The following is a 21,401-nucleotide window of genomic DNA, read 5'->3' as shown; positions in this document are numbered from 1 at the left end:
CCGAACGCGCGAAAGCCGACGCTCTGCAGGGCCTCGGCCTTTGCGTGCCCGATGCCGGTGGATGCCCCGTCGCCAGGGCGATCCCAAGATTGGTCTTATTCACGGATATCACTTCTTTATTTTGGCTGGTTTGCGTTTCAAGACTGTCGCTCGGCCCGCCGGCCGTAGATCTGGTGTTGGAAAAACAGGAACGTTTGGAGGCCGGATTTCAATCACCGGCCCGTCCGGTGCTCGCGCCGGTCAGCTCGTTCGTCCAGCGTCGGAACAGCGCACTCGCGTTGACCCCTCCGAAGCCAAAGCCACTGGAGATCGCGTAATCCATCCCCATTGGCCGAGCTTGGCTTGCGACGAAGTCGATCCCTTCGGCGGCTGGATCCGGGGCGCTCAGATTGAGTGTCGGCGGCGCCACCTGGTCCCTGAGCGCCAGGATCGCGAAGATAGCACCAAGCCCGCCGGCGGCGCCGAGCAGGTGTCCGGTCGCCGATTTCGTTGCACTGACAGCTATCGCGAAATCGCGCCCGAATACCCTCTTTATCGCCGCGATTTCCCCAAGATCTCCTACTGGCGTGGAGGTCGCATGCGCATTGAGATGACGAACCTCGCGCGGCGAAATCCCTGCTTGGGCAATCGCGATCTCCATGGCACGGCGCGCCCCTTCGCCGTCGGTGGGACCGGAGGTGACGTGATGAGCATCCGCCGTCGTGCCGTAGCCGACGAGCTCGGCGAGCGGTTTGGCACCGCGGGCAAGCGCGTGGCTCAATTCCTCGATGACCAGGATGCCGGCTCCTTCCCCCATGACAAAGCCGTCCCGCGCCATGTCGAAAGGTCGTGAGGCCTCGGCCGGCGTGTCATTGAAGCCAGTGGAAAGAGAGCGTGCGGCAGCAAAGCCACCGAGGCTGACGATGTTCATGCACGCTTCGGTGCCACCGCACACGGCGATGTCGGCCTCATTGGCGCGGATAAGACGGGCCGCATCGCCGATCGCCTGAATGCCGGCCGCGCACGCCGTCACCGGCGCGCCCAGTGGGCCTTTGAAGCTATGGCGGATCGAGATGTGGCCCGCCGCGAGATTCACCAGGAAAGACGGTATCGTAAACGGCGACAGGCGGCGGACACCGCGCAGGTCAACCGTGCGCACCGCCTCGGTGATGGCGGGAAACCCGCCGATGCCGGACGCGATGATCGTGGCCGTGCGCAAGCGATCCGCTTCCGAGACGGGCGCCCATCTTGCTTGGGCAAGCGCCTCTTGTGCAGCCGTGAGCCCAAAGAGAATGAACCGGTCCACCTTGCGCTGATCCTTCGGCGCCAGGACCGTATTCGGATCGAAGCCGGCTTCGGGGTCTTCTTCGAGGGACGAAACCACCCCTCCGACCTTTGCAGGGAGGTCGCCCACTACGTCGTCCGGAAGCCTCCGGATGCCCGAGTGGCCGGCCAGGAGACGCGACCAGGACGCTTCAACATCGGCAGCAAGGGGCGTGACCGCTCCCATGCCCGTAACAACAATCCGTCGCATCTGTTTTTCCTTTCAGTTTGGGTGCGCCGCCAGCGCTGCCATGCCGTTCAGGCGCCGGCTGCTTGGTTAATCTGATGGGTCGCCGCATCCAAAAAGCCCCGCGCGAGGTCGGGATCGTTGACGACGCGCGATAACATCAGCGCACCGACCATCGTCGCAAGAATGGCCATGGCCTTGCCATCGGCATCCTCGCCATGGGTCTCGGCAATGAAACGGCCGAGGATCTCGAGATGCTCCTTAATCCCGGCTTCGAACGAAGCTTTCACGTCCATGCCTTGTCTGGCGGCATCCGAACCGAGCGCCACGATCGGGCAGCCGTCCATCTTTTCTCCGCGATGGTCCATACTGAGATAGAACGCGATCACCGCGCCAAGCGGATCCTCGTCTTTAGCCGCAGTCGCGGCCGACCATCGGTGGGTGGCGCTCTCCATCGCTCGCCTGGACGCCTGCGCAGCCAGGTCCTCCTTTGATACGAACTGCTTGTAAAAGGCGCCTTGGGTCAGTCCGGCACCCTTCATCAGATCCTTAAGGCCGATGCCGTCAAAGCCTCGCTCCCGAAAGAGGCGACTTGCGACATTGATCACGGTTTCGCGGTTTTCCGCGGCCTGACTGCGACTTACGCGCATCGTCATCTCCTTTTTTAGATTGCATTCGTAATCTATACCCTATATAGAGGTCGAACGCAATCTAAAAAGGAGATATGAGATGATCCGCAAAACGCTGAGCGCATCGCTCCTGGCCGGGCTGTTTCTTGCAACCCCGGCTTTTGCCGAGGAAGCAACCGTCGGACGCCCGATCGAAGGCGGCAGCCTTAACGAGCGACACCTCGACATGGTGGTCTACTACATCCCGGTCGACGGCGACCTGCTGGAGGTCACCGCCACCTTCGCGCCGAAGACCGGGGGCGATCCGCTGCGGGTCGTCATGGGCCTCGCCGACGGCGCCTCCGTGGCATTTTCCATGCCAGGCCATCAGCACTCGCTTTACGCGTTCTCAAGGTCCGGCAAGGAGGTGACGGTCTCGACCGAGACTGACACGCATCTGCGGGCCGACGCGACAATGCGTTGACCCGACGTTAAGACCGCAGCCTGGCTGCTGCCGGCCGCGGGCTCTTGCGTCGGCGCGGCTCGCCACGCGGGTGTCTTCGATCACGCCATCGAACAAGTCTGGAGGAAAGATCAAATGCTATACAGTTATTTTGTCGAGAAATCGATCCGGCAGAGCTTCGACCACGTCAACAGCCATCGCTGGGATGCGGCGATGAAAGCACTCGCGCCGCATGTCCATCACCGCGTTTCCGGCGCCCACGCGCTTGGTGGTGAACGCCACGGGAAAGAAGCCGTGCGCCGCTGGTTTGAGCGCCTGGGCCGTGTCCTGCCCACGCTCCATCTCACGGTCAACCACATCTGGGTGAAGGGCTGGCCGTGGCATACCACCGTGTTTGCCCAGTGGGACGGCAAAGCAACGCTGCTCAACGGCGACGCGTCGTATGTCAACCGTGGTCTGCACGTGTTCACCCTGCGGTGGGGCAGAGTCTATGCACTCGAGGAATTTTACGATTCACAAGCAGCGGCCGGCGGTCTTGCCGCCCAAGCGGCAGCTGGCCTCGAAGAAGCGGTCGCCGAACAGATCGTAAGCTAGCAGAAGCGCAGCCCTACACCCTGTGTGTTGAGAGGAGGATAGATACCGCAGCGCCCGTTTGCGCGACCGCAAAAGAATGCCTCGCTGACGGTACTTCTCTGATAATGAATCCGCTCGGGTGGGGCGTGGCAATGTGTTGAAAACCGGCGTCACATGATCCAGCGATGGCGAGCCTCCGGCCGGGTCTTCGGTTAATGTGCGTAGGGCGACGGAGCGCGATCACCGGGCTGTATCAACTCCTGGACACTCAGATTGAGGCGGCCGATGCGCTCGCTGATGCGGCTGTGGTTCCAAAGGCCTTGATATGCCTGGCCTCGGCGCTCCAATATCACGAACTGACGCTGCAGATGCCCTCGCCTGTGTGGATGGCGATCGACCGCACTCCTAGCGCCCCAAGATCGATTATCCGCCTATCCAGTTCGTACGCCTCGAGGGGGGCCGCTCTCAGCGAGGGCGTCGAACGGCATCCCATCGAGGGCGTTGAGATCACGAATCCGGCGTTCGATCGTCGATTTACTTCCGCTATCGGACGAAAGTCAGCCTCGACGGTGCGATGGAGTGGCTCCGGCGGCGCGAGATCACAAGCGACGACCTCTGGACATACGCGAAATAGCCCAGGCTCTGGTCGACCATGGGACCCTATGTCGAAGCGACTGCGCGTGAACTCAGAAAACGCACGGCCATCGGTGCGCGCCCGGCTGCTGGATCGGTCTCGCGCAGAGCGCACCGACTTTCAGATCCTACTGACGCGCTACGCGCCAAAGACCCCCTACCGGCTGAACCTATCCGAGCATCGCGACCGCTTCATCCCAAACGGTGCGGTGCTGTACGAAACCTGATCGCCGTCCCGTTGGTGGGATACGGCGAGAACAGCCCGAGGGCCATCGCCGAGACTTTCCATGCCAATTGCACGCAGCCGGTCGACGACGACGGCGTGATCTTCAAAATCCCAGGGATTGCTGCGCCGGCTGCGGCGGCGCAAGTCGAACGCCTTCCAGTTCCAGCATCCTGAGCTTGGAATTCGAGCCGCCCGGCGCCGAAAACCCGCCGATCTTGCCACCTGCGGCGAGCACCCGGTGGCACGGGATGATGAGGGCAACCGGATTCTTTGCCATCGCCTGACCCACGTCCTTCGCCGCTTCCGGGCCGGCGCCAAGTTCCTTCGCCAACGCGCCGTAGGTGGTCGTTCGGCCCCAGCCGACGCGGCGCGCAGCAGCATAGATGCTCTGGAAGAAGGCATCCTGCCCCTCAAGGTCGAGCTTTACGCCTGAAAAATCTGTTTCTTTGCCGTTGAAGTAACGCTTTACCGCAGCGATCGCCTCGGCAACCTCAGGCGTCGGTGTACCGGATTCGGCTGCCGGAAGGCGGCGCAGCAGAAGTCGCTCCGTCGCGTCAGCGGCTTTTGTTGGCAGCTGGAAACGTGTGATGCCGATCTCGTTCCAGGCAATTCCGCAGAAACCACCAACTGTTTCGAAGATCAGATATTGGTGCGCTTTCTCAGCCATGACATCGCCTCCGTGCTTCGCTTGCATCCTAAAATCGTACGGCCGGACCTCGAATTCCACCCGTTTCTTGCAACAGTTTGCCAGTTCGCACAGCCCTGGCCAAGATCAAATGTTCTAATTTTGTTCGTGCGTTTTAGCTTCGGCCCGCAAGACTTGGAACTCCGGCGTGGCGATGCGGTTGAATGGCCCTGCTCAGCGCTGCGATCTCCTGACCGCCTGCCGGTGAAAGCGAACATGAGCATATCGGCCAGTGGCGACTGATCGGATACCAGGAAAATGGCGCAACGGTTCTTGCTTCAAACGAAGTGCGTCATCTGCCGCCTTGCACTTGCCCGCCGGACTCGCATAAAGCTCCGTTAAAGAGAATTTGCGGAGTGACGTAGCGTGGACATTTCCGAGATCATCATTCCGGGCGACACACCCGGCATCGAGTGGCGTCTGCCGGTTTATCGGTTCAAGGGTAACGACCCCGCCGCACCGAAGGTTTATATCCAGGCGGCGCTCCATGCCGACGAACTCCCGGGCACAGCACTTCTGCATTTTCTCTGCGGGACGCTGCGTGATGCAGAAAGTGCCGACAGCATTGCGGGCGACATCACAATCGTACCCCAGGCCAATCCGATTGGTGCAGCACAGTCGCATTTCGGCGAGCTTCAGGGCCGTTTCGATCTCGGCTCGCGGACCAATTTCAACCGGGATTTCCCGCTGATTTCTCTGCGGGACCGCGGCAACCTGATCGACGATCTCGATCGTTGCCCGGCAATCGACCGGCTAAAGCGGCAGCTGATGCATATGGCGCTTGGCGCCGATCTCGTGCTCGATCTGCATTGCGACGACGAATCCCTGCAATATGCCTACATCGACGAGGCCTTCTGGCCGGAGGCGAGCGACCTTGCCGCCGCCCTGGCGATGGACGCGGTGCTCCTTTCCGATGGCGAGAGCTCGGCCTTCGAGGAGGCAATCAGCTTTGCCTGGAAATATGAAGTGCCTGGCGAAAAGCGCACCCGTCTGCCCGGCAAGCTTTCCGTCACCTTGGAACTTCGCGGCAAACGCGATGTCTATCCGGATATGGCCAAAGCGGATGCAGAAGGGCTATGGCGCTTCCTCACTGCACGCAAGGTCATCAGAGACGAGAGGGTATTGCCAAGCACGTTCGCCGGTCCAGCCGTGCCGCTTGACAATATCGAGATGATCCGCTCGCCGGAGTCCGGCACGGTCCTCTTTCATCGCAGCATCGGTGAAATGGTCGCCGAAGGCGATCTGCTGGCAACGATCATCACGCGTCCCGGCATGGCGGACGGCAGCATCCAAGTTCGCGCACCGCAAGCGGGCCTTGTCGTCACCTGCGTTTCAGACCGCCTAGTACGCCGGCAGGCGAACCTGATGAAGATCGCCTGCAGCCAGCCCAGCAGCGTCGTGCGCAAAGCCGGAACCCTCGAGGATTAATATGACCGCCATCATTTATGGTATCAAGAACTGCGACACGATGAAGAAGGCGCGCGCCTGGCTGGAAGAGCATGGCGTTGCCTATGTTTTTCACGACTACAAGGCCATGGGTATCGACCGCGTCCATCTGCAGCAATGGGTCGACAGAGCCGGATGGGAAACCGTACTCAACCGCGCCGGAACCACCTTCCGCAAGCTGCCGGACGCCGACCGAAAAAACCTCACCCGGGAAAAGGCGATCGCCCTGATGCTCGACCAGCCGTCGATGATCAAGCGGCCGGTTCTGGAAGCAGGCGGCAAGCTGCTGGTCGGCTTCAAGCCCGAGAGCTACGGGGCGGAGTTCGAAAAATAAAATGTCCAAGACGACGCGCGCCACGCAGGTTCTTGCCAAAGCCGGTGTCAATTTCACGGTGCATAGCTACGACTATGATCCGAATGCCGAACGCGTCGGCCTCCAGGCCGCCGAAGCGCTCGGCGAAAAGCCGCATCGCGTGCTGAAGACGCTGATGGCGGAAGTGGACGGCAAGCCAGTCTGTGTCGTCGTGCCCTGCGATCGCGACGTCAGCATGAAGAAGCTTGCCAGCGCCTTCGGCGGCAAGACGGCAAACATGATGAAGCCTGCAGATGCCGAGCGGCTGACCGGATATCATGTCGGCGGCATCAGCCCGTTCGGCCAGAAAAAGCTCGTTCCGACGGCGCTGGAGGAGGCCACGCTTACAGAGCCTCTGGTTTACATGAACGGCGGTCAACGCGGACTGCAGGTGCGCTTTGCGCCGAAGGAGGCGCTCACGACGCTGAACGCCAAAGCTGCCTCGCTCATCGCTTAGGCGGAAAATCGCGCCAGCAGATTCACGAGCGCCGTGGCGGCTGGTTCGTCAAGCTTCGAGCCGACGTGGACCTCGATCGCCTTGGAATAAACGGTCCACATGCGTTCGCGAAGCGCCCGGCCGGCCGCCGTAATGACAACCCATCGGCCGCGCCCGTCTTCGGCGAACGTCTCGCGGCTTACGAGCTGCTCGCGTTCGAGCCGGTCGAGCAGCCGAGAGAGGTTGTATTGCGCGAGCAGCGTCCTCTCTTCGATTTCGAAGGGGCGCAGTTTGCCTTCTTCCGCGCGCGCCAACTCCCAGAGCACATCATACCAGCCAAGCGGCGGCAGGCCCGCCTTCTTGAGGTCGCTCTCGATGGCCCGCAGCAGGCGCTGCTGAGCACGCATGATGGAAATCCACGCCTGCGTAGTTGTCTCGGATCGAGGTTCCTTGCCCATATAGATGCAATTACATTTACCTTGACGAAGGAGCAAGATAAATTATATGCATATGCATCTATCATGGGAAATTGACGAACATGAACGCAGATAAATCCATCCTCTATGCAACTGCCCTGCTGCGGATCAGCCTCGGCACGATGTACCTCGCCCACAGCATCGTCCTGAAATTGATGACTTTCGGACTGATGGGGACCGCCGGATATTTTACGTCGATCGGCTTGCCGGGCTGGCTGGCCTACCTCACCTTTGCGGCCGAAGCGGTCGGCGGGGCGCTCTTGGTTCTCGGCATTCAGAGCCGCCTTGTCGCCTTGGCGCTCGTACCGGCCCTTGCCGGCGCGATCATCTGGGCGCATGGGGCGAACGGCTGGGTCTTTACTGCGCCGGGCGGCGGCTGGGAATATCCGCTCTATCTGATCGTGCTTTCGATCGCCCAGGCCATGCTCGGAGACGGCGCCTTCGCGCTTCGCCCTTCACAACCGCTTGCACCTGCAAAAGCCTCTTAAGGGAATATGCCATGCAAAAGCTTACCCTCATCTCGCATCACCTGTGCCCTTATGTGCAGCGGGCTGCGATTGCCCTTGGTGAGAAGGGTGCGGCCTTCGAGCGCGTTTTCATCGATCTCGATGCCAAGCCGGACTGGTTTTTGAAGATTTCTCCGCTCGGCAAGGTTCCGCTTCTGCTGATCGAGGAAGACGGGCGGCAGGTCGCCCTCTTCGAGAGTGCGCCAATTTGCGAATACATCGACGAAACGCAACCCGGGCCGAGGCTTCATCCGCAAGATGCCCTGACACGCGCCCGGCATCGCGGATGGATGGAGTTCGGCTCGTCGATCCTTGCCGATCTTTGGGTGTATGAAACGACTAGCGACCCGCGGGTGCTGGAGACCAAACGAACGGTCCTTGCATCGAAATTCCTTATCATCGAAACCGAGCTTTCCGGTGGACCCTTTTTCGTCGGGAAGAGCTTCAGCCTCGTCGATGCCGTCTTCGCACCGATCTTCCGATATTTCGATGTCTTCGACACAATCAGCGACAGCCACATCTTTGATGGCCTGGAAAAGGTGAAGCGTTGGCGGAGCACGCTTGTGCAGCGGCCGAGTGTTAGGCAAGCCGCCGCTGCCGATTATCACGAGCGTCTCATCGCGTTCCTTGAGAAACATCAGTCGGCATTGCTTGAACAGGCGGCCGCTTAAGATCGGGTGGTCTCTTGCGGCCCTGCGTTTTCACGCTGGCGAGCTTCATTTTCGCCGTAAAGGGGTCTAAGTCTGGAATCTTCAGAGAGTCGATTTCAGGAGGTAGCCGGCCATGACGTTCATGCCCCAGAGTCAGAATTCCGTCGATCCGATCAAGCTGGAAAAGCTCGCCGAGGTCGCCGTCAGGGTCGGCCTGCAGCTTCAAAGAGGTCAGGACCTGGTGATGACCGCGCCGATTGTCGCAATGCCGCTGGTTCGCTTGATCACCAACCACGCCTACATGGCGGGCGCGGGGCTTGTTACGACTTTCTACTCCGACGAAGAAACGACGCTTGCCCGCTATCAATACGGCAGCGACGAAGGCTTCGACCGTGCCTCCGGCTGGCTCTACGAAGGTATGGCAAAGGCATATCAAAACGGTGCAGCACGCCTTGCAATTGCCGGCGACAATCCGATGCTGCTTTCCGAACAGGATCCCGGCAAGGTCGGCCGCGCGAACCGGGCGAATTCCACCGCCTACAAACCAGCGCTCGAAAAGATCTCGAACTTCGACATTAATTGGAACATCGTTGCCTATCCGAATCCCTCCTGGGCGAAGGTCGTGTTTGCGGACGATCCAGAGCAAATTGCGATCGCCAAACTGGCAAAGGCAATCTTTGCCGCCTCGCGCGTCGATCTCGACGATCCGGTCTCAGCCTGGAGGGAGCACAACGCGAACCTTGCCGCCCGCTCCTCCTGGCTGAACGGTCAGCGCTTCGCAGCGCTGCATTTCAAGGGACCGGGTACCGACCTGACCGTCGGCCTTGCCGACGGTCATGAGTGGCATGGCGGCGCCTCCGTCGCCAAGAACGGCGTTACCTGCAACCCGAATATCCCGACGGAAGAGGTCTTCACGACGCCGCACGCGCTGCGCGTCGAGGGCCATGTCTCAAGCACCAAGCCGCTCTCGCACCAGGGCACGCTGATAGACAACATCCAGGTTCGTTTCGAAGAGGGCCGCATTGTCGAGGCCAAAGCTTCGCGTGGCGCGGAGGTATTGAACAAGGTGCTCGATACCGACGACGGCGCGCGCCGCCTCGGCGAAGTGGCGCTCGTGCCGCATTCATCACCGATCTCGGCGAGCGGTATCCTCTTCTACAATACGCTTTTTGACGAAAACGCCTCGTGCCATATCGCGCTCGGACAATGCTACTCGAAGTGCTTCCTCGACGGCGCAAAGCTCAACCAGGACCAGATCAAGGCGCAGGGCGGAAATTCCAGCCTTATCCATATCGATTGGATGATCGGTTCCGACAAAGTGGATATCGATGGCATCAAGCCGGACGGCTCGCGGATTCCGGTGATGCGGCAGGGAGAATGGGCCTGACGGGCGCCATCGCTCTCTGGCTGATCCAGACGCTCGCCAGCACAAGCAGAAATCCGAAGAGCTGCACAGGCGTCAAGCTCTGGCCAAGCGCCAGCCAACCGAGAACCGTCGCCACGAGCGGGCTCAAAAAGCCAAGCGACGCGGCCGCCGCTGGCTCGATCTTTGACAGGCCGCGCAGCCATAGGACATAGGTAAAAGCCGCGCCAATCAGTCCGAGATAGGCCATGCCCAGCACATTTGCAGTTGTCGGCATCGGAAGAGGCGGCTCGAACATCAGCGCGACTGGCACGAGCAAAAGCCCACCAGCTGTCAGTTGCCATGCCGTGAATGCGAGGTTGGAGACCGGCGGCGTCCAACGGCGCGTCAGCACCGTGCCGATAGCCATTGATACGGCGCCGGCCAGACCGGCGGCAACGCCGAGCGGATCGAGCGCAGCCTTGGGTGTCAACACCAACAGCGCGACGCCAACCATTCCGGCCAAACCGGCAATTACGGCAAGAAGCTTGATCGGCCTGCCAAGAAAGAGGCGCGATAACGCGATGACGATCAGCGGCTGAATAGCCCCGACAGTCGCGGCGACACCGCCCGGAAGCCGGTAAGCCGAAACGAAAAGCATTGCCCAGAAGAACGAGAAATTGAGCGCGCCGAGGATGAACACCCTGCCCCACCAGATACCAAACGGCAGGCGACGGATGGTGACGAGCAAGAGGAGACCGGCAGGCAAAGCGCGCAGCATTGCAACGGTCAGCGGATAGCCGGCAGGCAGGAAGGCGGTCGTTACGAAATAGGTGCTGCCCCAGATGGCGGGCGCGATGGCAGTCATCAGGACATCGGCTGCATATGTGCTATTTTTCTTCATGTCAAGAATCTCTACCTCAAGATAAATTCAACTTATCGGCATTTATCTTGACGTCAAGACATATCGTGCTATCGCTTGATTATCGAAGGGATGAAGAAGCAATGGACCGCGTCGATAAAATCCTGTCCCAATGGCAATGTGAGCGGCCCGACCTCGATGTGGAAGCCATGGGTATCCTGGGGCGCCTGAAACGGCTGACGACACATCTCGGACGCGAGGTAGAGCAAGTCCTGCTGCAGCACGGGCTCTCGTCATCCGCCTTTGACGTGCTGGCAACGCTGCGGCGTTCTGGAAAACCCTATCGCCTCTCGCCTGGCGATCTGCTGGCGATGACAATGGTGAGCTCCGGTACGATGACCAACCGCATCGACCAGCTCGAGAAAGCAGGTTTCGTTGAACGCGTTCTCAACCCCGACGACCGGCGAAGCGTGCTGATTGCATTGACGGAGGATGGTTTTGCGGCCGTCGAGAGCGCGGTCGGTGCCCACGTTGCAAATCAGCAGCGGCTTATCGAGAACCTCAGCGATGAAGACAAGGCAGCCCTCGATGCGCTGCTGCGCAAGTTCCTCGCGAACTTCGAATAGTCAGATCGCGCTCAACGCCTTGCGCACGCGATCAAGATGAGCTTGGCGTTTGGTGGCCGTCGCGCGGTCCATGTCGTGCAGGCTGAGCATTCGAAAATTGAGGCCCCTGGAGCAGAAATTCGCAATGCCGCGCTTCAGTAGCCGGCGCACGGGATTGCCCATGTAGAGATGAACCAGCCACCACGGCGAGCCCGTCGTTGTCAGAGCCCAAAGCAGCTTAATGTTTGTCAGCTGCGGAACGATCCGCCCGCCGGCCGTATCATGCGAGAAGGCAACACCGGGCGCAAAGACCCGGTCGAAGAACCCCTTGAGGATCGCCGGAAAATTGAACCACCATTGCGGAAAGACGAGGATCAATCCATCGGCCACCTTCAACCGCTCCACAATCTTGGAGACGCCGGAGGTGTCATAGGGGATGTCGAAGTAACCGCTGCGCTCGGCCTTCGTGAGGCAAGGGTCGAATTCCTCGGCGTAGAGATCGAGCAGATCGACCGCATGACCAGCTTCTGCCAAAGCTTCACACGCAGTCCTTGCAACAGCGGCAGCAAAACTCTCGTTAAGCGGATGGGCGAGCACCAGCAGGATACGCATCGGTTCTCCTAGAACAGGCTACCCTGCTTCGGCGGCATGGTGGGCTCGTCAGGCTTCGGCAAGCGTTTCCTCGGTGGCGCACCGCCTTCGGTTGTCACGGCGCCGATGCGGCCGTCAGCAAACTCGATCGAAATGCCCAGGCCGGCTGAAAGAGCCGCGGCCTGCGAGACCGGCCGGTTCTCATCATCGCGGATGACTGCATAACCACGCTTCAGAACGTTCTTGTAGGAAAGGGACTGCAATACGCGGTCCTGTGCCGAAAGCTCGCCCCTTGCCCGTGTCAACTGATGGCGGACAGCGGAATCGGCGTGACGGGACAGGTTTGCCAGATGGTCGCGCATGCGGGCCGTCTGCGTCTTCAGCCGCGCCGGCAAGGACGCAAAGACGGCATCGGCCCGCCCGACACGGGACCTGGAGCGATCGATCAGTCGCTCCACCGTGCGCTCGGCGCGCGTCATCCGCTCGGCAAGCATCCGGCGGCGCTCGGCAATGCGGTTCGATAGAACGTCCGGCCTCAGATGCGATGCGGTACGCTCGAAGCTGCGGCGCTTGTTGATTGTGTTGAGCTCCAGCCCGCGGCCGAGGCCTGCGGCCGCTTCATCAAAGCGTCGGCGCGGCAGCGCCAGCAACTGATCGAGCGACGGCAGCGCTCGCATCAATGCCCGAACGGACTGCCGCCTGTGATCCATCTGACGGCTCACGCAGCCTTGCAGACGGGCCGAAAGGGCAGAAACCTGGGCGTCCAGTTCGGCTTTGACGGGAACGGCCATTTCCGCAGCCCCCGTCGGCGTCGGCGCGCGCATATCGGCCGCATAGTCAATCAGCGTCCAGTCAGTTTCGTGGCCAACCGCCGAGATAAGCGGAACTTCACTTTCAGCAGCGGCGCGCACGACAATCTCGTCATTGAAGCTCCAGAGATCTTCCAAGCTGCCGCCACCACGCGCGACGATCAGCACATCAGGCCTCGGCATTTCGCCGCCCGGCTGGAAGCCGTTGAAACCGCGGATGGCATTGGCCACCTCCTCGCCGGACCCATCGCCCTGCACCTTGACAGGCCAGACGATGACATGGACTGGAAAACGATCGGAAATGCGGTGCAGGATATCGCGAATGACGGCGCCCGTTGGCGACGTGACGACGCCGATGACCCTCGGCATGAACGGCAGCCGCCTCTTGCGTGCCGCGTCGAAAAGACCCTCAGCACCAAGCTTGCGCTTGCGCTCCTCGATCAACGCCATCAGCGCGCCCGCACCCGCGGGCTCCAGCGTTTCAATGACGATCTGGTATTTCGACGAGCCAGGAAAGGTCGTCACCTTGCCGGTGGCAATCACCTCCATGCCTTCTTCCGGCCGGAACCTTAGCCGCGAGAACGTGCCTTTCCAGATGACGGCGTCGATACGGGCGCGATCGTCCTTCAGCGAGAAATAGGCATGCCCCGATGAATGCGGGCCGCGATAGCCGGAGATTTCGCCACGCACCCGGACCTGGTCGAAAGCAGTCTCGACCGTGCGCTTGATCGATCCCGAAAGTTCGGAGACCGAATATTCAGTCAGGTTGGTGGGCGAATCGGTGTCGAAGACATTGCTCATCCTTCCTTTCTAGCGAAAGCGGAGGGAAAGATCAGTAGAGCATCGGGTTGGCGCTCAATTTTCCGGCTTGAAGAGAAAGAACTGCACCCCAACGCCCGCAGCCTTGGGAAGCGGTTGGAGGTAGGACGGCACATTGCCCTTCGCCAATTGAGAATAAAGTCCCTCCGGCTTCAGTTTTGCGAACTGCATCGTCGGATAATCGTCGCGACAGAAAGCCAAAACATGAACGTCCGCCCCCCTCAGGAAGGCCTCTGCATCCTTAGGTTCCGAGAGGCCGATATGCATTTCGGTCAGCATACCCCGGGGATTGCGATGATAAGGTGCGGTCAGAACATGCTGCCTCGTAAAGCGGAGGATCGGCACGCCGAGTTCAGATGAAGCCGCCACCATGCCGACAGGCATCGCATTCAGCGGCGCAAGAGCCTCTCTTGAGATACACGAAGGCTTGTTTTCCTCGTCTTTCGCTTCGTTCTTGTCCTCCTCCGTTTGCCTCTGCAGCTCAACGAAGGCTCCAGCAACGGCCCAAACAGCAGGTACGCTGGCAAGCACCAGCATGATGTAACAGAATGCGACAGCGACATTTTCCCGATCGCTGTTGGATATACGGCGGATGTCGACAATAAGCAGCGCGAGCGGCAGGATAGCGATCAGATTTGCAAAGGGTGCCCCGCGCACCTGCATCAGGCCGATGGCCCAGCAGAGGACGAGCAGGAAAAGCAGGATGGCGTGAATCCGCACCCTGTCGCGATAGAGGATTCGGAATGCGCTGACAGCAATGCCCAAAAGACCGGCTGCGTAAAAGGCACCGATGCCGAAAGGCTCGTTGCGGATCATGTCGAGCATGGAGCGCGCTTCTGAAATATTGTTCAGCCACAGCTCAACGAGCATTGGATCGAGATCATCAAGCGGATTATGCAGGCATTGGGGCGCGATCACCATGGCCGAAGCTGCAACGGTGATGCCGATACCACCGAGTGCAACGAAGCGTCCTATTCTCGACGCGCTGCTTGCGAAAACAGCCACAACGGAAAGCATTCCACCGCCGATCGCAGTAAGGCCGTAAAAACCAAGCGAAAAATTGTCACAGGTCACGGTCGAATAAAGCCGGGGCGGCATGGTCGAGAAGAACAGAATACTGACGGCCAGCGTGAGCGTCAGCCCGAATGCTTTGGCAGCCTTCTGAAAGGCCTGCCCCACCCAGGCCCAATGAAGAGCGACGACGAGGCAAACCGCTGCGACGAAAGGTGTTGTCTCGACCCCAATGGCGATCGCGAGTGCCGCCATCGAGGCTGCGACGATATAGCTCCAGGCCTGATGCTCCTCATCGAGAAGCATTGCCGTCATCATCGCGACAAGCCCGATCTGCACGTTGTGATGATCGATCGCACCCGGCACGAAACGGTTGCTGGTCCATACGCCTAGTGCGGTCATCACCAGAGAGACATGCATGGCAGGAACGCCGCCGATGCGGCGGCCTGCAATCGCCATCGCAAGCATGAGAGGGAGGGCGAGTGAGACGGGCCAGATCGCGAGCGCCACGGCCTCGGCCTGCTCGGCCGCCAGAAACAAACCGAAGAATTTGATGAGCCCTGCGATCGGCAAATCGATCAGCCGCGACCAGTGCATCAGCGTGCCATCAACGCCGAGCCGGTATTGCGTCAAATCGAACCAGCTCTGCCCAGAAAGAAAATCCCTTACTTCGACGAGCCGCATGCCGTCGTCGTTGTCAGGACCGACATAGTCTTTCGCCCCGATCAGCTTCACCGGCAAAATGGACGCGATCAGCACCGCGCTATAAAGCGACACGGACGGCAACAGACGCGTGAGAAGCATGCGGACAGCGGCAAGCGACACGATGGGCGGCGAAGATTTTGAAGCTGAATTGCCGGTCATTCCTGCGACGTTCGCCATTCCTTGTCCCGTCCTGAGCTGCGCGAACTTTAGCTTTTGCAGATCAAGAAAGTGTAAAGCGTCCGGATGGCTGCCGATTCTTGCCGCGTTATAGGGTCTTATTAACGCTGCATGTTTTAGACTGCGCGCCAATTGTCAATGGCAAGTGGCATCATGACACGATCGCAGACCAGAACGCCAAACATCGCTGTGCTGCTTCCGTGCTACAACGAAGCGGCCACGATCGGTGCAGTCGTCCGCGGCTTCAAAGCGGCACTGCCGCAAGCGCAGATTCATGTCTACGACAACAATTCGACAGACGGCACCGCGCTCCATGCGATGCTGGCCGGCGCCGCTGTCGTGCGCGAACGGCGCCAGGGTAAGGGCCATGTCGTCCGCCGCATGTTCGCCGATATCGACGCCGACATCTATCTGATGGCGGATGGCGACGGCACTTATGCGCCCGAAGACGGCGAAGAGCTGATCCGCACGCTGCTGACCGAACGCGCTGACATGGTGGTCGGAACGCGTCGCGGCGTTCATTCCGACGCCGGGCGCAACGGACATGCTTTCGGCAACCGCATCTTCAACATTCTCTACCGCACGATCTTCGGTCCGGACTTCACCGATATTTTCTCAGGCTACCGGGCCTTCTCGCGCCGTTTCGTCAAGAGCTTCCCGGCCGTTTCCGCCGGCTTCGAGATCGAGACCGAAATGTCCGTCCACGCCTCTCGGCTCAAGCTGCCGGTCGCCGAGCTGGAACTCGATTACGGCCGTCGCCCGGAAGGTTCGCACTCGAAACTCTCGACCTTGAAGGACGGCGGCAAGATTCTCTGGATGTTCGCCATGCTCATGAAGGAAACGCGGCCCTTTGTCTTCTTCGGCCTCATCAGCGCGTTCTTCATGCTGTCGAGCATGGCTTTCATGGCGCCTGTGCTGGCGGAATACTTCGAGACCGGGCTTGTCAACCGCATGCCGACATGGGTTCTCTCCCTGGCGCTGATGATGATCTCCTTCATGGTCTTTACAGCGGGCCTGATCCTTGATTCCGTCGCCCGCTCGCGTGCCGAACAGCTTCGCATTCACTACCTCAACGTCGCCGCGCCGAGCCAGGGTTTAGCGCCGGAAAAGTCCATTGAAACCGCGCAAGGTGGCAGGACCACGCGTATCGCATAGTTGCTTCCGCTCAAAGGTGACGCTCTTTTCATGAACAGAGAAACCACAAACCGTATTCGTTTCGTGCTGGAAGACATCCTGCCGCCGTTTGTCCGTGATTCCGGTGCGTTTCGCTGGGCGGCGCGGCGCGTCTGGGGCGACCATATCACGCACTTGGCGAAATTTCGCGAGCGAGCACCGTTTCTTTCGGCAGAGGAATATGCCGAGCTTTACCGCAAGCATCCCCGTGTTCACGAGGGCACGGACAATTCTGCGGCCTGCATCAGCCGCATCCTCGGATCGATCGCCGGAGAGAGCGTCTGCGATATCGGCTGCGGCACGGGTTCGCTGCTCCGCAGCATCCAGGCGACGCATCCTGGGCTCAACCGCCTTACAGGCGTCGACTTCGTGATTGAAGACGCATCACGACTGCCTGGCATCGAATACGTCGCGGCCAAGGTCGAAAACCTCCCCTTTGCAGACGCGGAATTCGACACGGTCATCTGCACGCATGTGATCGAGCATATTCTCGACTACCGGCAAGCGATTGCGGAACTGCGCCGGATTGCAAAACGCCGCCTGATCATCGTTGTGCCGAGGGAACGCGAATATCGCTACACGTTCAATCCGCACTTCAACTTCTTCCCTTATACGCACTCATTCCTGAGAGCTGTCCACCCGGTGCCTCCAGCATTTGTCTGCGAGGATATCGGTCGCGACATCTTCTATTCGGAAAAAAGAGGTGCAGCGGATTGAAGGACGGTTCGATGCTTTCCACTTTTTCGACCGCAACATGGATTGGCCTTATCGGCACGCCACTGCTGATTGCCGCGGGCCAGGTGCTGTTCAAACTGGCGAGCGCAGCGACAGGCGAGCTCAGTGTCCGCAATATTCTTGCTCTGCTTCTCAATCCGGTGTTGCTTGCAGCGCTACTCCTTTACGGTCTCGGAACAATTATCTGGATTTACGTCCTGAAAGCCGTCCCGCTGACGATTGCTTACTCCTTTATGGGATTGACCTTCTGTTTCGTGCCTTTGCTGGCGCAGGTCTTTCTTGGAGAAGCCCTCACTGTTCGCTACGCCATTGGCGCGGCTTTCATCGTTGCTGGCATGCTTGCGATCAATGGCTGACGCCTCTCTCAATCGAAGCGGGTCGCTTCTGCGCTTTGCCGCATTGTCGCTGCTTGGATTGGCGGCCGAAACGCTACTCTTCCATTTGCTGCTGAAGGTGATGCAAGGCCCGCTATTGACACGGGCAGTGAGCCTTGTTGCAATCCTTGGCATTATGCTCGCTATGCTGCGACGCATCGATTTCACGACGGGCGGCCGGCTGTCGGTCGGCCGCGCCGGGATCGTCGCCATCGTGCTGATTGCGGCGATCTTGAATTATGGTCTCTACGCCACGCTCATAATGGTATTGCCGTCCCTGCAGCCGTTGGCGGCGATGGTTTTCGCCTCCGCCTCTACACTGTGCTTTGCAATTTTCGGCTACATCCGGTTCGCATTTCGCGAATAATCAAACAGGCTCCCAGCCGTCCTTCTCGCTGGCGCGATAGATCGCGTCGATTACCTTTTGGTTCAGCTTCGAATTTTCGAGCGTCACGACCTCTTCCTTCTCGCCCCTGGCAGCGCGGGCGAAAGCTTCTGCTTCACATTTGTATTGGCGGCTGTCCTGGAAGCGGAAGATGGTCGACTCGCTATGGCTGCGGTTAGCGAGTTCCAGTTCTTCCGGTCCCCAGCGGTCGGCGTTGAATGGCGATTTCACCTCGATATAGCCTTCCGTGCCGTGGAACACCATGACCTGGCGGTTTGCCATCTGGGTGGAGATGTAGAAGCTCAGCTCGAAATCGCCGAAGTCGGCCTTCACGCTCGAATAGATATCGGTGCCGAATTCCGGGTCACGTTCGGTGACGGCCTGGATGCGCAGTGGTTCCTTGCCCGTCGAAAAGCGCGTACTGATCGTCGGATAGACGCCGATATCGGGCAGGCCGCCGCCGCCAAGTTCGGGAATGTTGCGCATGTTGCCGGGATCGCGATTGAAATAGGTGAAGGCGCCTTGGACATGGCGAAGCTTGCCGATCGCGCCGTCGGCGATCAGCGAGCGGACCTTTCGCCAGACCGGCGCGTAGGTCACCATGTAGGCTTCGGTAATCAGGACCTTGCTGCGATCGCGCGCAGCAATGAGGCTGTCGATCTCGCCGGCATTGAGCGCGATCGGTTTTTCGCAAAGGACGTGCTTGCCGGCGTCTGCCGCCTTGATGGTCCATTCGACATGCTGCGACGTCGGCAGCGGAATGTAGACGGCGTCGATCACGTCGGAGGCGAGCATCTCTTCATAGGAGCCGAAGGCATGCGGCACGGAAAAGCGGTCGGCCATTTCGCGCGCCTTTTTCAGGTCGCGGCTGGCAATCGCAGTGACGACGCAGTTTTCCGCGTCCTGAATGGCCGGAACGACGAGTTCACGGCCGATCTTTGCCGTCGAAATAATACCGAAACGGAGCATGGCTTAGCCTCCCAGAGCTTGAATGGGCGCAACCTTATTCAGGGGTTGCGGGTGACGCAATGGCGTGCGCACAAATCACGAAAGTTTGGTTTTCCTCTGCCGGAACCTGCACTAGTTTACTTTCGGCGACGTTCTGCCGCATCCGCACTTCAATCAAATCAGCAATTTAGGATAGCGCCATGGAAATGCGCCGGCTCGGAAAAACAGGTCTTTCAATCTCGCCTATCGTCTTCGGCGGAAATGTCTTCGCATGGACGGCCGACGAGAAAACGTCCTTTGATATTCTCGATGCATTCTTCTACGCAGGTCTCAATACCATCGACACGGCCGACGTCTATTCATCCTGGGTGCCCGGCAACAAAGGCGGCGATTCAGAGGAGATCATCGGCAAGTGGCTGAAGAACGGAAAGATTTCCCGCGACAGGGCAGTCATCATCACCAAGGTCGGCTCCGACATGGGCCAAGGCAAGTCGCTGAAAGAGCAATATATCCTCAAGGCCGTGGAGGATTCGCTCCGCCGCCTGCAGACGGATTACATCGACCTCTACCTCTCCCACTGGCCCGACGAAAGTACACCCTATGAAGAAACGCTCGCCGCCTTCGCCAAGCTGAAGCAGCAGGGGAAAATCCGAGCGATCGGCTGCTCCAATCTCGATGCCGGCCAGCTTCAGGCATCCTTCGATGCCGCCGAGAAGGCTGGAGTTCCTCGCTACGATGTGCTCCAACCCGAATATAATCTTTATGAGCGATCGAGCTTCGAAGGCCAGCTTGCCGATCTTTGCGTGAAGGAAGATATCGGTGTCATCACCTACTTCAGCCTCGCAGCCGGCTTTCTCTCCGGTAAGTACCGCAGCAAGGCCGATACGCAGGGCAAGGCCCGCAAAGATAGGGTCGCGAAATATCTCGACGCTAAGGGCATGCGCATTCTCGCCGCACTCGATCAGATTTCCGCCGAAACGAGCGCGAAACCTGCCGAGATCTCCCTCGCCTGGCTGCTCAACAAGAAAGGCGTGACGGCACCGATCGCCAGTGCTACCAGCACCTCACAGCTCGATAGTCTGGTGAAGGCGGCGAAGCTTGAGCTTTCTGACGAAGCAATGAGACTGCTCGACAGGGCAGGAGCCTGAGGGGATGACATGACCGTGACGATCCGCGCTGCTAGACCGGAAGACGAAGCGCGCTGGCGCGAACTCTGGAAGGATTACCTCGCCTTTTATGAAGTCACGGTCGATGGGGACATTACCGATTCAACGTGGCGCCGGGTTTTCGATCCGGCGTCAGCAATCTTCATGCGCGTTGCGGAAGTCGACGGAGAGGTGATGGGGTTCACCCTCTCACTGACGCATGAAGGCACGTGGATTCGCGGCAAGGACTGCTATCTCGAAGACCTGTTTGTCCACCCAGGCGCCCGCGGCAAAGGGGTCGGCCGGGCGCTTATGGATGACCTGATTTTGCTCTGCAAGCAGTACGGCTGGTCGCGGCTTTACTGGCACACGAACGAACAGAACAAGACGGCACGTGCGCTCTATGACAGCTATGTCGAAAGCGACGGACACATTCGCTATCGCATCAGTTTCTGAGCGGCGGAAATCCCTGGTAGAATTTCGAATGATCGCCTTGCCAATTCGCCATGCCCGGCTTGGTGAGAGTTCCGCGCGGCCGCACATAGCTCTGGATCGCACGCTTCGGCCGCTCGTGCCATTGGATATTAAAGGCCCATAGCTTTGGAAAGAAGCAGAGCGATGCGTAGGGCAGATGATCGTGGATCCACCACGCGAGCTTCTGCCAATCTTCCTCATCACGATAAGTATCGATCATCCAGGGTACGGCGACACAGGCCGTCGCCCCCATGCAGCCATCGAAATCGCGCAGGTCCCAGATATGGTCCGCCGCACTCGAGGCATTGCTCGAGCAGTTGAGCTTGTTTTTGTTTCCAAATTCATTGACGGCGGCAGAACGGTAGCCCGAGCGGATGTGCAGCCTGCCGAACGTCGCTTGAAGCGGCTCGAGCAGTTCCTTGCAAAGCCGCCTACCTGCCTCAACTGCAAGATCCGAGTCGTCTGGAATATTTGGAATACGATAGAAATCGGCGATCTCGGAATGCAGGAAATCGCGGAGGAAGAAATTCTTCGAAAGCCGCGTCCGGCCCAGATCCTCGAGCGATTTCATCGACCCAGGCTTTTTCATGCGTCTCTCCTCCATCGGCGGCACGAACCTATCCCGTCATCCGGCTATTGCCACCCGGAAATTGCGGGCTCCAGCGGAACAATTTCCAACTAGGTCGCTTCTCTAAGGGTTCAC

Annotated in this window: 26 protein-coding genes; 16 read left to right on the top strand and 10 right to left on the bottom strand. The window is 59.6% G+C overall.

The window, feature by feature from the left end; all coding sequences use genetic code 11:
- Positions 1-208 precede the first annotated feature (208 nt).
- Both fabF and RGR602_RS01510 read right to left on the bottom strand, forming a co-directional pair.
- Entirely contained in the window at positions 209-1,513 is a 1,305-nt protein-coding gene (gene fabF / locus RGR602_RS01515) for a beta-ketoacyl-ACP synthase II (RefSeq protein ID WP_039843631.1), read from the bottom strand.
- A gap of 47 nt (positions 1,514-1,560) precedes the next feature.
- The gene (locus RGR602_RS01510) at positions 1,561-2,139 is read right to left on the bottom strand and encodes a TetR/AcrR family transcriptional regulator (RefSeq protein WP_039843630.1); all 579 of its coding nucleotides are present in this window, start codon (positions 2,137-2,139) and stop codon (positions 1,561-1,563) included.
- Between the two features lie 79 nt (positions 2,140-2,218).
- Between RGR602_RS01510 and RGR602_RS01505 the strand changes: the two genes are divergently transcribed.
- The 3 genes from RGR602_RS01505 (at position 2,219) to RGR602_RS39340 (ending at position 3,993) form a co-directional block, all read left to right on the top strand.
- Entirely contained in the window at positions 2,219-2,581 is a 363-nt protein-coding gene (locus tag RGR602_RS01505) for a hypothetical protein (protein ID WP_052451470.1), read from the top strand.
- Between the two features lie 114 nt (positions 2,582-2,695).
- Complete coding sequence (locus RGR602_RS01500; protein ID WP_039843629.1) at positions 2,696-3,154, top strand: nuclear transport factor 2 family protein; 459 nt, start codon at positions 2,696-2,698, stop codon at positions 3,152-3,154.
- A gap of 659 nt (positions 3,155-3,813) precedes the next feature.
- Positions 3,814-3,993 carry a hypothetical protein gene (locus tag RGR602_RS39340; protein WP_323808233.1) on the top strand — a complete coding sequence of 60 codons (180 nt, stop codon included), beginning with the start codon at positions 3,814-3,816 and terminating at the stop codon, positions 3,991-3,993.
- 102 nt (positions 3,994-4,095) lie between these two features.
- Here RGR602_RS39340 and RGR602_RS01485 read toward each other — a convergent pair whose 3' ends face one another.
- Entirely contained in the window at positions 4,096-4,659 is a 564-nt protein-coding gene (locus tag RGR602_RS01485; protein ID WP_039846582.1) for a methylated-DNA--[protein]-cysteine S-methyltransferase, read from the bottom strand.
- Positions 4,660-5,043: 384 nt separating this feature from the next.
- Here RGR602_RS01485 and RGR602_RS01480 point away from each other — a divergent pair, with 384 nt between their 5' ends.
- Genes RGR602_RS01480 through ybaK form a run of 3 tightly spaced genes read left to right on the top strand, consistent with a single transcriptional unit; the run spans position 5,044 to position 6,932 of the window.
- Positions 5,044-6,105 carry a M14 family metallopeptidase gene (locus RGR602_RS01480; RefSeq protein ID WP_039843628.1) on the top strand — a complete coding sequence of 354 codons (1,062 nt, stop codon included), beginning with the start codon at positions 5,044-5,046 and terminating at the stop codon, positions 6,103-6,105.
- A 1-nt stretch (position 6,106) separates the two neighbouring features.
- On the top strand, positions 6,107-6,457 hold the full coding sequence (locus tag RGR602_RS01475; protein WP_039843627.1) for an ArsC family reductase: 351 nt from the start codon (positions 6,107-6,109) through the stop codon (positions 6,455-6,457).
- A 1-nt stretch (position 6,458) separates the two neighbouring features.
- A complete protein-coding gene (gene ybaK, locus RGR602_RS01470; RefSeq protein WP_039843626.1) occupies positions 6,459-6,932 on the top strand; it encodes a Cys-tRNA(Pro) deacylase in 474 nt (157 codons plus the stop codon).
- Here ybaK and RGR602_RS01465 read toward each other — a convergent pair.
- The gene (locus tag RGR602_RS01465; protein WP_039843625.1) at positions 6,929-7,369 is read right to left on the bottom strand and encodes a MarR family winged helix-turn-helix transcriptional regulator; all 441 of its coding nucleotides are present in this window, start codon (positions 7,367-7,369) and stop codon (positions 6,929-6,931) included. The genes ybaK and RGR602_RS01465 overlap by 4 nt on opposite strands.
- 80 nt (positions 7,370-7,449) lie before the next feature.
- Here RGR602_RS01465 and RGR602_RS01460 point away from each other — a divergent pair, with 80 nt between their 5' ends.
- From RGR602_RS01460 to RGR602_RS01450, 3 genes are all read left to right on the top strand, one after another.
- Entirely contained in the window at positions 7,450-7,875 is a 426-nt protein-coding gene (locus RGR602_RS01460; RefSeq protein WP_039843624.1) for a DoxX family protein, read from the top strand.
- A gap of 11 nt (positions 7,876-7,886) precedes the next feature.
- Positions 7,887-8,564, top strand: a complete 678-nt coding sequence (locus tag RGR602_RS01455) for a glutathione S-transferase family protein (protein ID WP_039843623.1) — start codon at positions 7,887-7,889, stop codon at positions 8,562-8,564.
- A 112-nt stretch (positions 8,565-8,676) separates the two neighbouring features.
- Entirely contained in the window at positions 8,677-9,930 is a 1,254-nt protein-coding gene (locus RGR602_RS01450) for an aminopeptidase (protein WP_039843622.1), read from the top strand.
- On the opposite strand, the gene RGR602_RS01445 is transcribed toward RGR602_RS01450, so the two are convergent.
- On the bottom strand, positions 9,878-10,789 hold the full coding sequence (locus tag RGR602_RS01445) for an EamA family transporter (RefSeq protein ID WP_039843621.1): 912 nt from the start codon (positions 10,787-10,789) through the stop codon (positions 9,878-9,880). The genes RGR602_RS01450 and RGR602_RS01445 overlap by 53 nt on opposite strands.
- Before the next feature lie 101 nt (positions 10,790-10,890).
- Here RGR602_RS01445 and RGR602_RS01440 point away from each other — a divergent pair, with 101 nt between their 5' ends.
- A complete protein-coding gene (locus RGR602_RS01440; protein WP_039843620.1) occupies positions 10,891-11,373 on the top strand; it encodes a MarR family winged helix-turn-helix transcriptional regulator in 483 nt (160 codons plus the stop codon).
- On the opposite strand, the gene RGR602_RS01435 is transcribed toward RGR602_RS01440, so the two are convergent.
- The 3 genes from RGR602_RS01435 to RGR602_RS01425 are packed head-to-tail and all read right to left on the bottom strand — an operon-like array spanning position 11,374 to position 15,446.
- Positions 11,374-11,964: an NAD(P)H-dependent oxidoreductase gene (locus RGR602_RS01435; RefSeq protein WP_039843619.1), complete on the bottom strand. Its 591-nt coding sequence runs from the start codon at positions 11,962-11,964 to the stop codon at positions 11,374-11,376.
- Positions 11,965-11,972: 8 nt separating this feature from the next.
- Positions 11,973-13,553, bottom strand: coding sequence for an exodeoxyribonuclease VII large subunit (xseA, locus tag RGR602_RS01430; RefSeq protein ID WP_039843618.1), 1,581 nt, complete (start codon positions 13,551-13,553; stop codon positions 11,973-11,975).
- A 54-nt stretch (positions 13,554-13,607) separates the two neighbouring features.
- Positions 13,608-15,446: a hypothetical protein gene (locus RGR602_RS01425; protein ID WP_203226194.1), complete on the bottom strand. Its 1,839-nt coding sequence runs from the start codon at positions 15,444-15,446 to the stop codon at positions 13,608-13,610.
- A 171-nt stretch (positions 15,447-15,617) separates the two neighbouring features.
- On the opposite strand from RGR602_RS01425, the gene RGR602_RS01420 reads away from it, so the two are divergent.
- From RGR602_RS01420 to RGR602_RS01405, 4 genes are read left to right on the top strand one after another with little or no spacing between them, the layout of a single operon-like run.
- Positions 15,618-16,619 carry a glycosyltransferase gene (locus RGR602_RS01420; protein WP_039846581.1) on the top strand — a complete coding sequence of 334 codons (1,002 nt, stop codon included), beginning with the start codon at positions 15,618-15,620 and terminating at the stop codon, positions 16,617-16,619.
- Positions 16,620-16,649: 30 nt separating this feature from the next.
- Entirely contained in the window at positions 16,650-17,354 is a 705-nt protein-coding gene (locus RGR602_RS01415; protein ID WP_039846580.1) for a class I SAM-dependent methyltransferase, read from the top strand.
- A gap of 11 nt (positions 17,355-17,365) precedes the next feature.
- Complete coding sequence (locus RGR602_RS01410) at positions 17,366-17,728, top strand: DMT family transporter (protein WP_039846579.1); 363 nt, start codon at positions 17,366-17,368, stop codon at positions 17,726-17,728.
- Positions 17,721-18,113 carry a hypothetical protein gene (locus RGR602_RS01405; RefSeq protein ID WP_052451468.1) on the top strand — a complete coding sequence of 131 codons (393 nt, stop codon included), beginning with the start codon at positions 17,721-17,723 and terminating at the stop codon, positions 18,111-18,113. Before RGR602_RS01410 ends, RGR602_RS01405 begins: the two co-directional genes overlap by 8 nt.
- Here RGR602_RS01405 and RGR602_RS01400 read toward each other — a convergent pair whose 3' ends face one another.
- A complete protein-coding gene (locus RGR602_RS01400) occupies positions 18,114-19,100 on the bottom strand; it encodes a Gfo/Idh/MocA family protein (protein WP_039843616.1) in 987 nt (328 codons plus the stop codon).
- Between the two features lie 179 nt (positions 19,101-19,279).
- Here RGR602_RS01400 and RGR602_RS01395 point away from each other — a divergent pair, with 179 nt between their 5' ends.
- Together RGR602_RS01395 and RGR602_RS01390 are read left to right on the top strand one after the other, a co-directional pair.
- Positions 19,280-20,227 carry an aldo/keto reductase gene (locus RGR602_RS01395; protein ID WP_039843615.1) on the top strand — a complete coding sequence of 316 codons (948 nt, stop codon included), beginning with the start codon at positions 19,280-19,282 and terminating at the stop codon, positions 20,225-20,227.
- Positions 20,228-20,236: 9 nt separating this feature from the next.
- Entirely contained in the window at positions 20,237-20,680 is a 444-nt protein-coding gene (locus RGR602_RS01390; RefSeq protein WP_039843614.1) for a GNAT family N-acetyltransferase, read from the top strand.
- Here the strand turns inward: RGR602_RS01390 and RGR602_RS01385 are convergent.
- Complete coding sequence (locus RGR602_RS01385) at positions 20,670-21,287, bottom strand: hypothetical protein (RefSeq protein WP_039843613.1); 618 nt, start codon at positions 21,285-21,287, stop codon at positions 20,670-20,672. The two genes, RGR602_RS01390 and RGR602_RS01385, sit on opposite strands and share 11 nt — an antisense overlap.
- Positions 21,288-21,401 lie beyond the last annotated feature (114 nt).

The organism is Rhizobium gallicum bv. gallicum R602sp (assembly GCF_000816845.1).
Lineage (GTDB): Bacteria > Pseudomonadota > Alphaproteobacteria > Rhizobiales > Rhizobiaceae > Rhizobium > Rhizobium gallicum.
The sequence above is the reverse complement of the archived record's forward strand: the minus strand, read 5'-3'. Positions and strand labels throughout refer to the sequence as shown.

What these genes read in the sequence shown, in the direction of transcription:
- fabF (WP_039843631.1), bottom strand. Translation starts at nt 1,513, where the DNA reads ATGCGACGGATTGTTGTTACGGGCATGGGAGCGGTCACGCCCCTTGCT.
- RGR602_RS01510 (WP_039843630.1), bottom strand. Translation starts at nt 2,139, where the DNA reads ATGCGCGTAAGTCGCAGTCAGGCCGCGGAAAACCGCGAAACCGTGATC.
- RGR602_RS01505 (WP_052451470.1), top strand. Translation starts at nt 2,219, where the DNA reads ATGATCCGCAAAACGCTGAGCGCATCGCTCCTGGCCGGGCTGTTTCTT.
- RGR602_RS01500 (WP_039843629.1), top strand. Translation starts at nt 2,696, where the DNA reads ATGCTATACAGTTATTTTGTCGAGAAATCGATCCGGCAGAGCTTCGAC.
- RGR602_RS01485 (WP_039846582.1), bottom strand. Translation starts at nt 4,659, where the DNA reads ATGGCTGAGAAAGCGCACCAATATCTGATCTTCGAAACAGTTGGTGGT.
- RGR602_RS01475 (WP_039843627.1), top strand. Translation starts at nt 6,107, where the DNA reads ATGACCGCCATCATTTATGGTATCAAGAACTGCGACACGATGAAGAAG.
- ybaK (WP_039843626.1), top strand. Translation starts at nt 6,459, where the DNA reads ATGTCCAAGACGACGCGCGCCACGCAGGTTCTTGCCAAAGCCGGTGTC.
- RGR602_RS01465 (WP_039843625.1), bottom strand. Translation starts at nt 7,369, where the DNA reads ATGGGCAAGGAACCTCGATCCGAGACAACTACGCAGGCGTGGATTTCC.
- RGR602_RS01460 (WP_039843624.1), top strand. Translation starts at nt 7,450, where the DNA reads ATGAACGCAGATAAATCCATCCTCTATGCAACTGCCCTGCTGCGGATC.
- RGR602_RS01455 (WP_039843623.1), top strand. Translation starts at nt 7,887, where the DNA reads ATGCAAAAGCTTACCCTCATCTCGCATCACCTGTGCCCTTATGTGCAG.
- RGR602_RS01450 (WP_039843622.1), top strand. Translation starts at nt 8,677, where the DNA reads ATGACGTTCATGCCCCAGAGTCAGAATTCCGTCGATCCGATCAAGCTG.
- RGR602_RS01445 (WP_039843621.1), bottom strand. Translation starts at nt 10,789, where the DNA reads ATGAAGAAAAATAGCACATATGCAGCCGATGTCCTGATGACTGCCATC.
- RGR602_RS01440 (WP_039843620.1), top strand. Translation starts at nt 10,891, where the DNA reads ATGGACCGCGTCGATAAAATCCTGTCCCAATGGCAATGTGAGCGGCCC.
- RGR602_RS01435 (WP_039843619.1), bottom strand. Translation starts at nt 11,964, where the DNA reads ATGCGTATCCTGCTGGTGCTCGCCCATCCGCTTAACGAGAGTTTTGCT.
- xseA (WP_039843618.1), bottom strand. Translation starts at nt 13,553, where the DNA reads ATGAGCAATGTCTTCGACACCGATTCGCCCACCAACCTGACTGAATAT.
- RGR602_RS01425 (WP_203226194.1), bottom strand. Translation starts at nt 15,446, where the DNA reads ATGACCGGCAATTCAGCTTCAAAATCTTCGCCGCCCATCGTGTCGCTT.
- RGR602_RS01420 (WP_039846581.1), top strand. Translation starts at nt 15,618, where the DNA reads ATGACACGATCGCAGACCAGAACGCCAAACATCGCTGTGCTGCTTCCG.
- RGR602_RS01415 (WP_039846580.1), top strand. Translation starts at nt 16,650, where the DNA reads ATGAACAGAGAAACCACAAACCGTATTCGTTTCGTGCTGGAAGACATC.
- RGR602_RS01410 (WP_039846579.1), top strand. Translation starts at nt 17,366, where the DNA reads ATGCTTTCCACTTTTTCGACCGCAACATGGATTGGCCTTATCGGCACG.
- RGR602_RS01405 (WP_052451468.1), top strand. Translation starts at nt 17,721, where the DNA reads ATGGCTGACGCCTCTCTCAATCGAAGCGGGTCGCTTCTGCGCTTTGCC.
- RGR602_RS01400 (WP_039843616.1), bottom strand. Translation starts at nt 19,100, where the DNA reads ATGCTCCGTTTCGGTATTATTTCGACGGCAAAGATCGGCCGTGAACTC.
- RGR602_RS01395 (WP_039843615.1), top strand. Translation starts at nt 19,280, where the DNA reads ATGGAAATGCGCCGGCTCGGAAAAACAGGTCTTTCAATCTCGCCTATC.
- RGR602_RS01390 (WP_039843614.1), top strand. Translation starts at nt 20,237, where the DNA reads ATGACCGTGACGATCCGCGCTGCTAGACCGGAAGACGAAGCGCGCTGG.
- RGR602_RS01385 (WP_039843613.1), bottom strand. Translation starts at nt 21,287, where the DNA reads ATGAAAAAGCCTGGGTCGATGAAATCGCTCGAGGATCTGGGCCGGACG.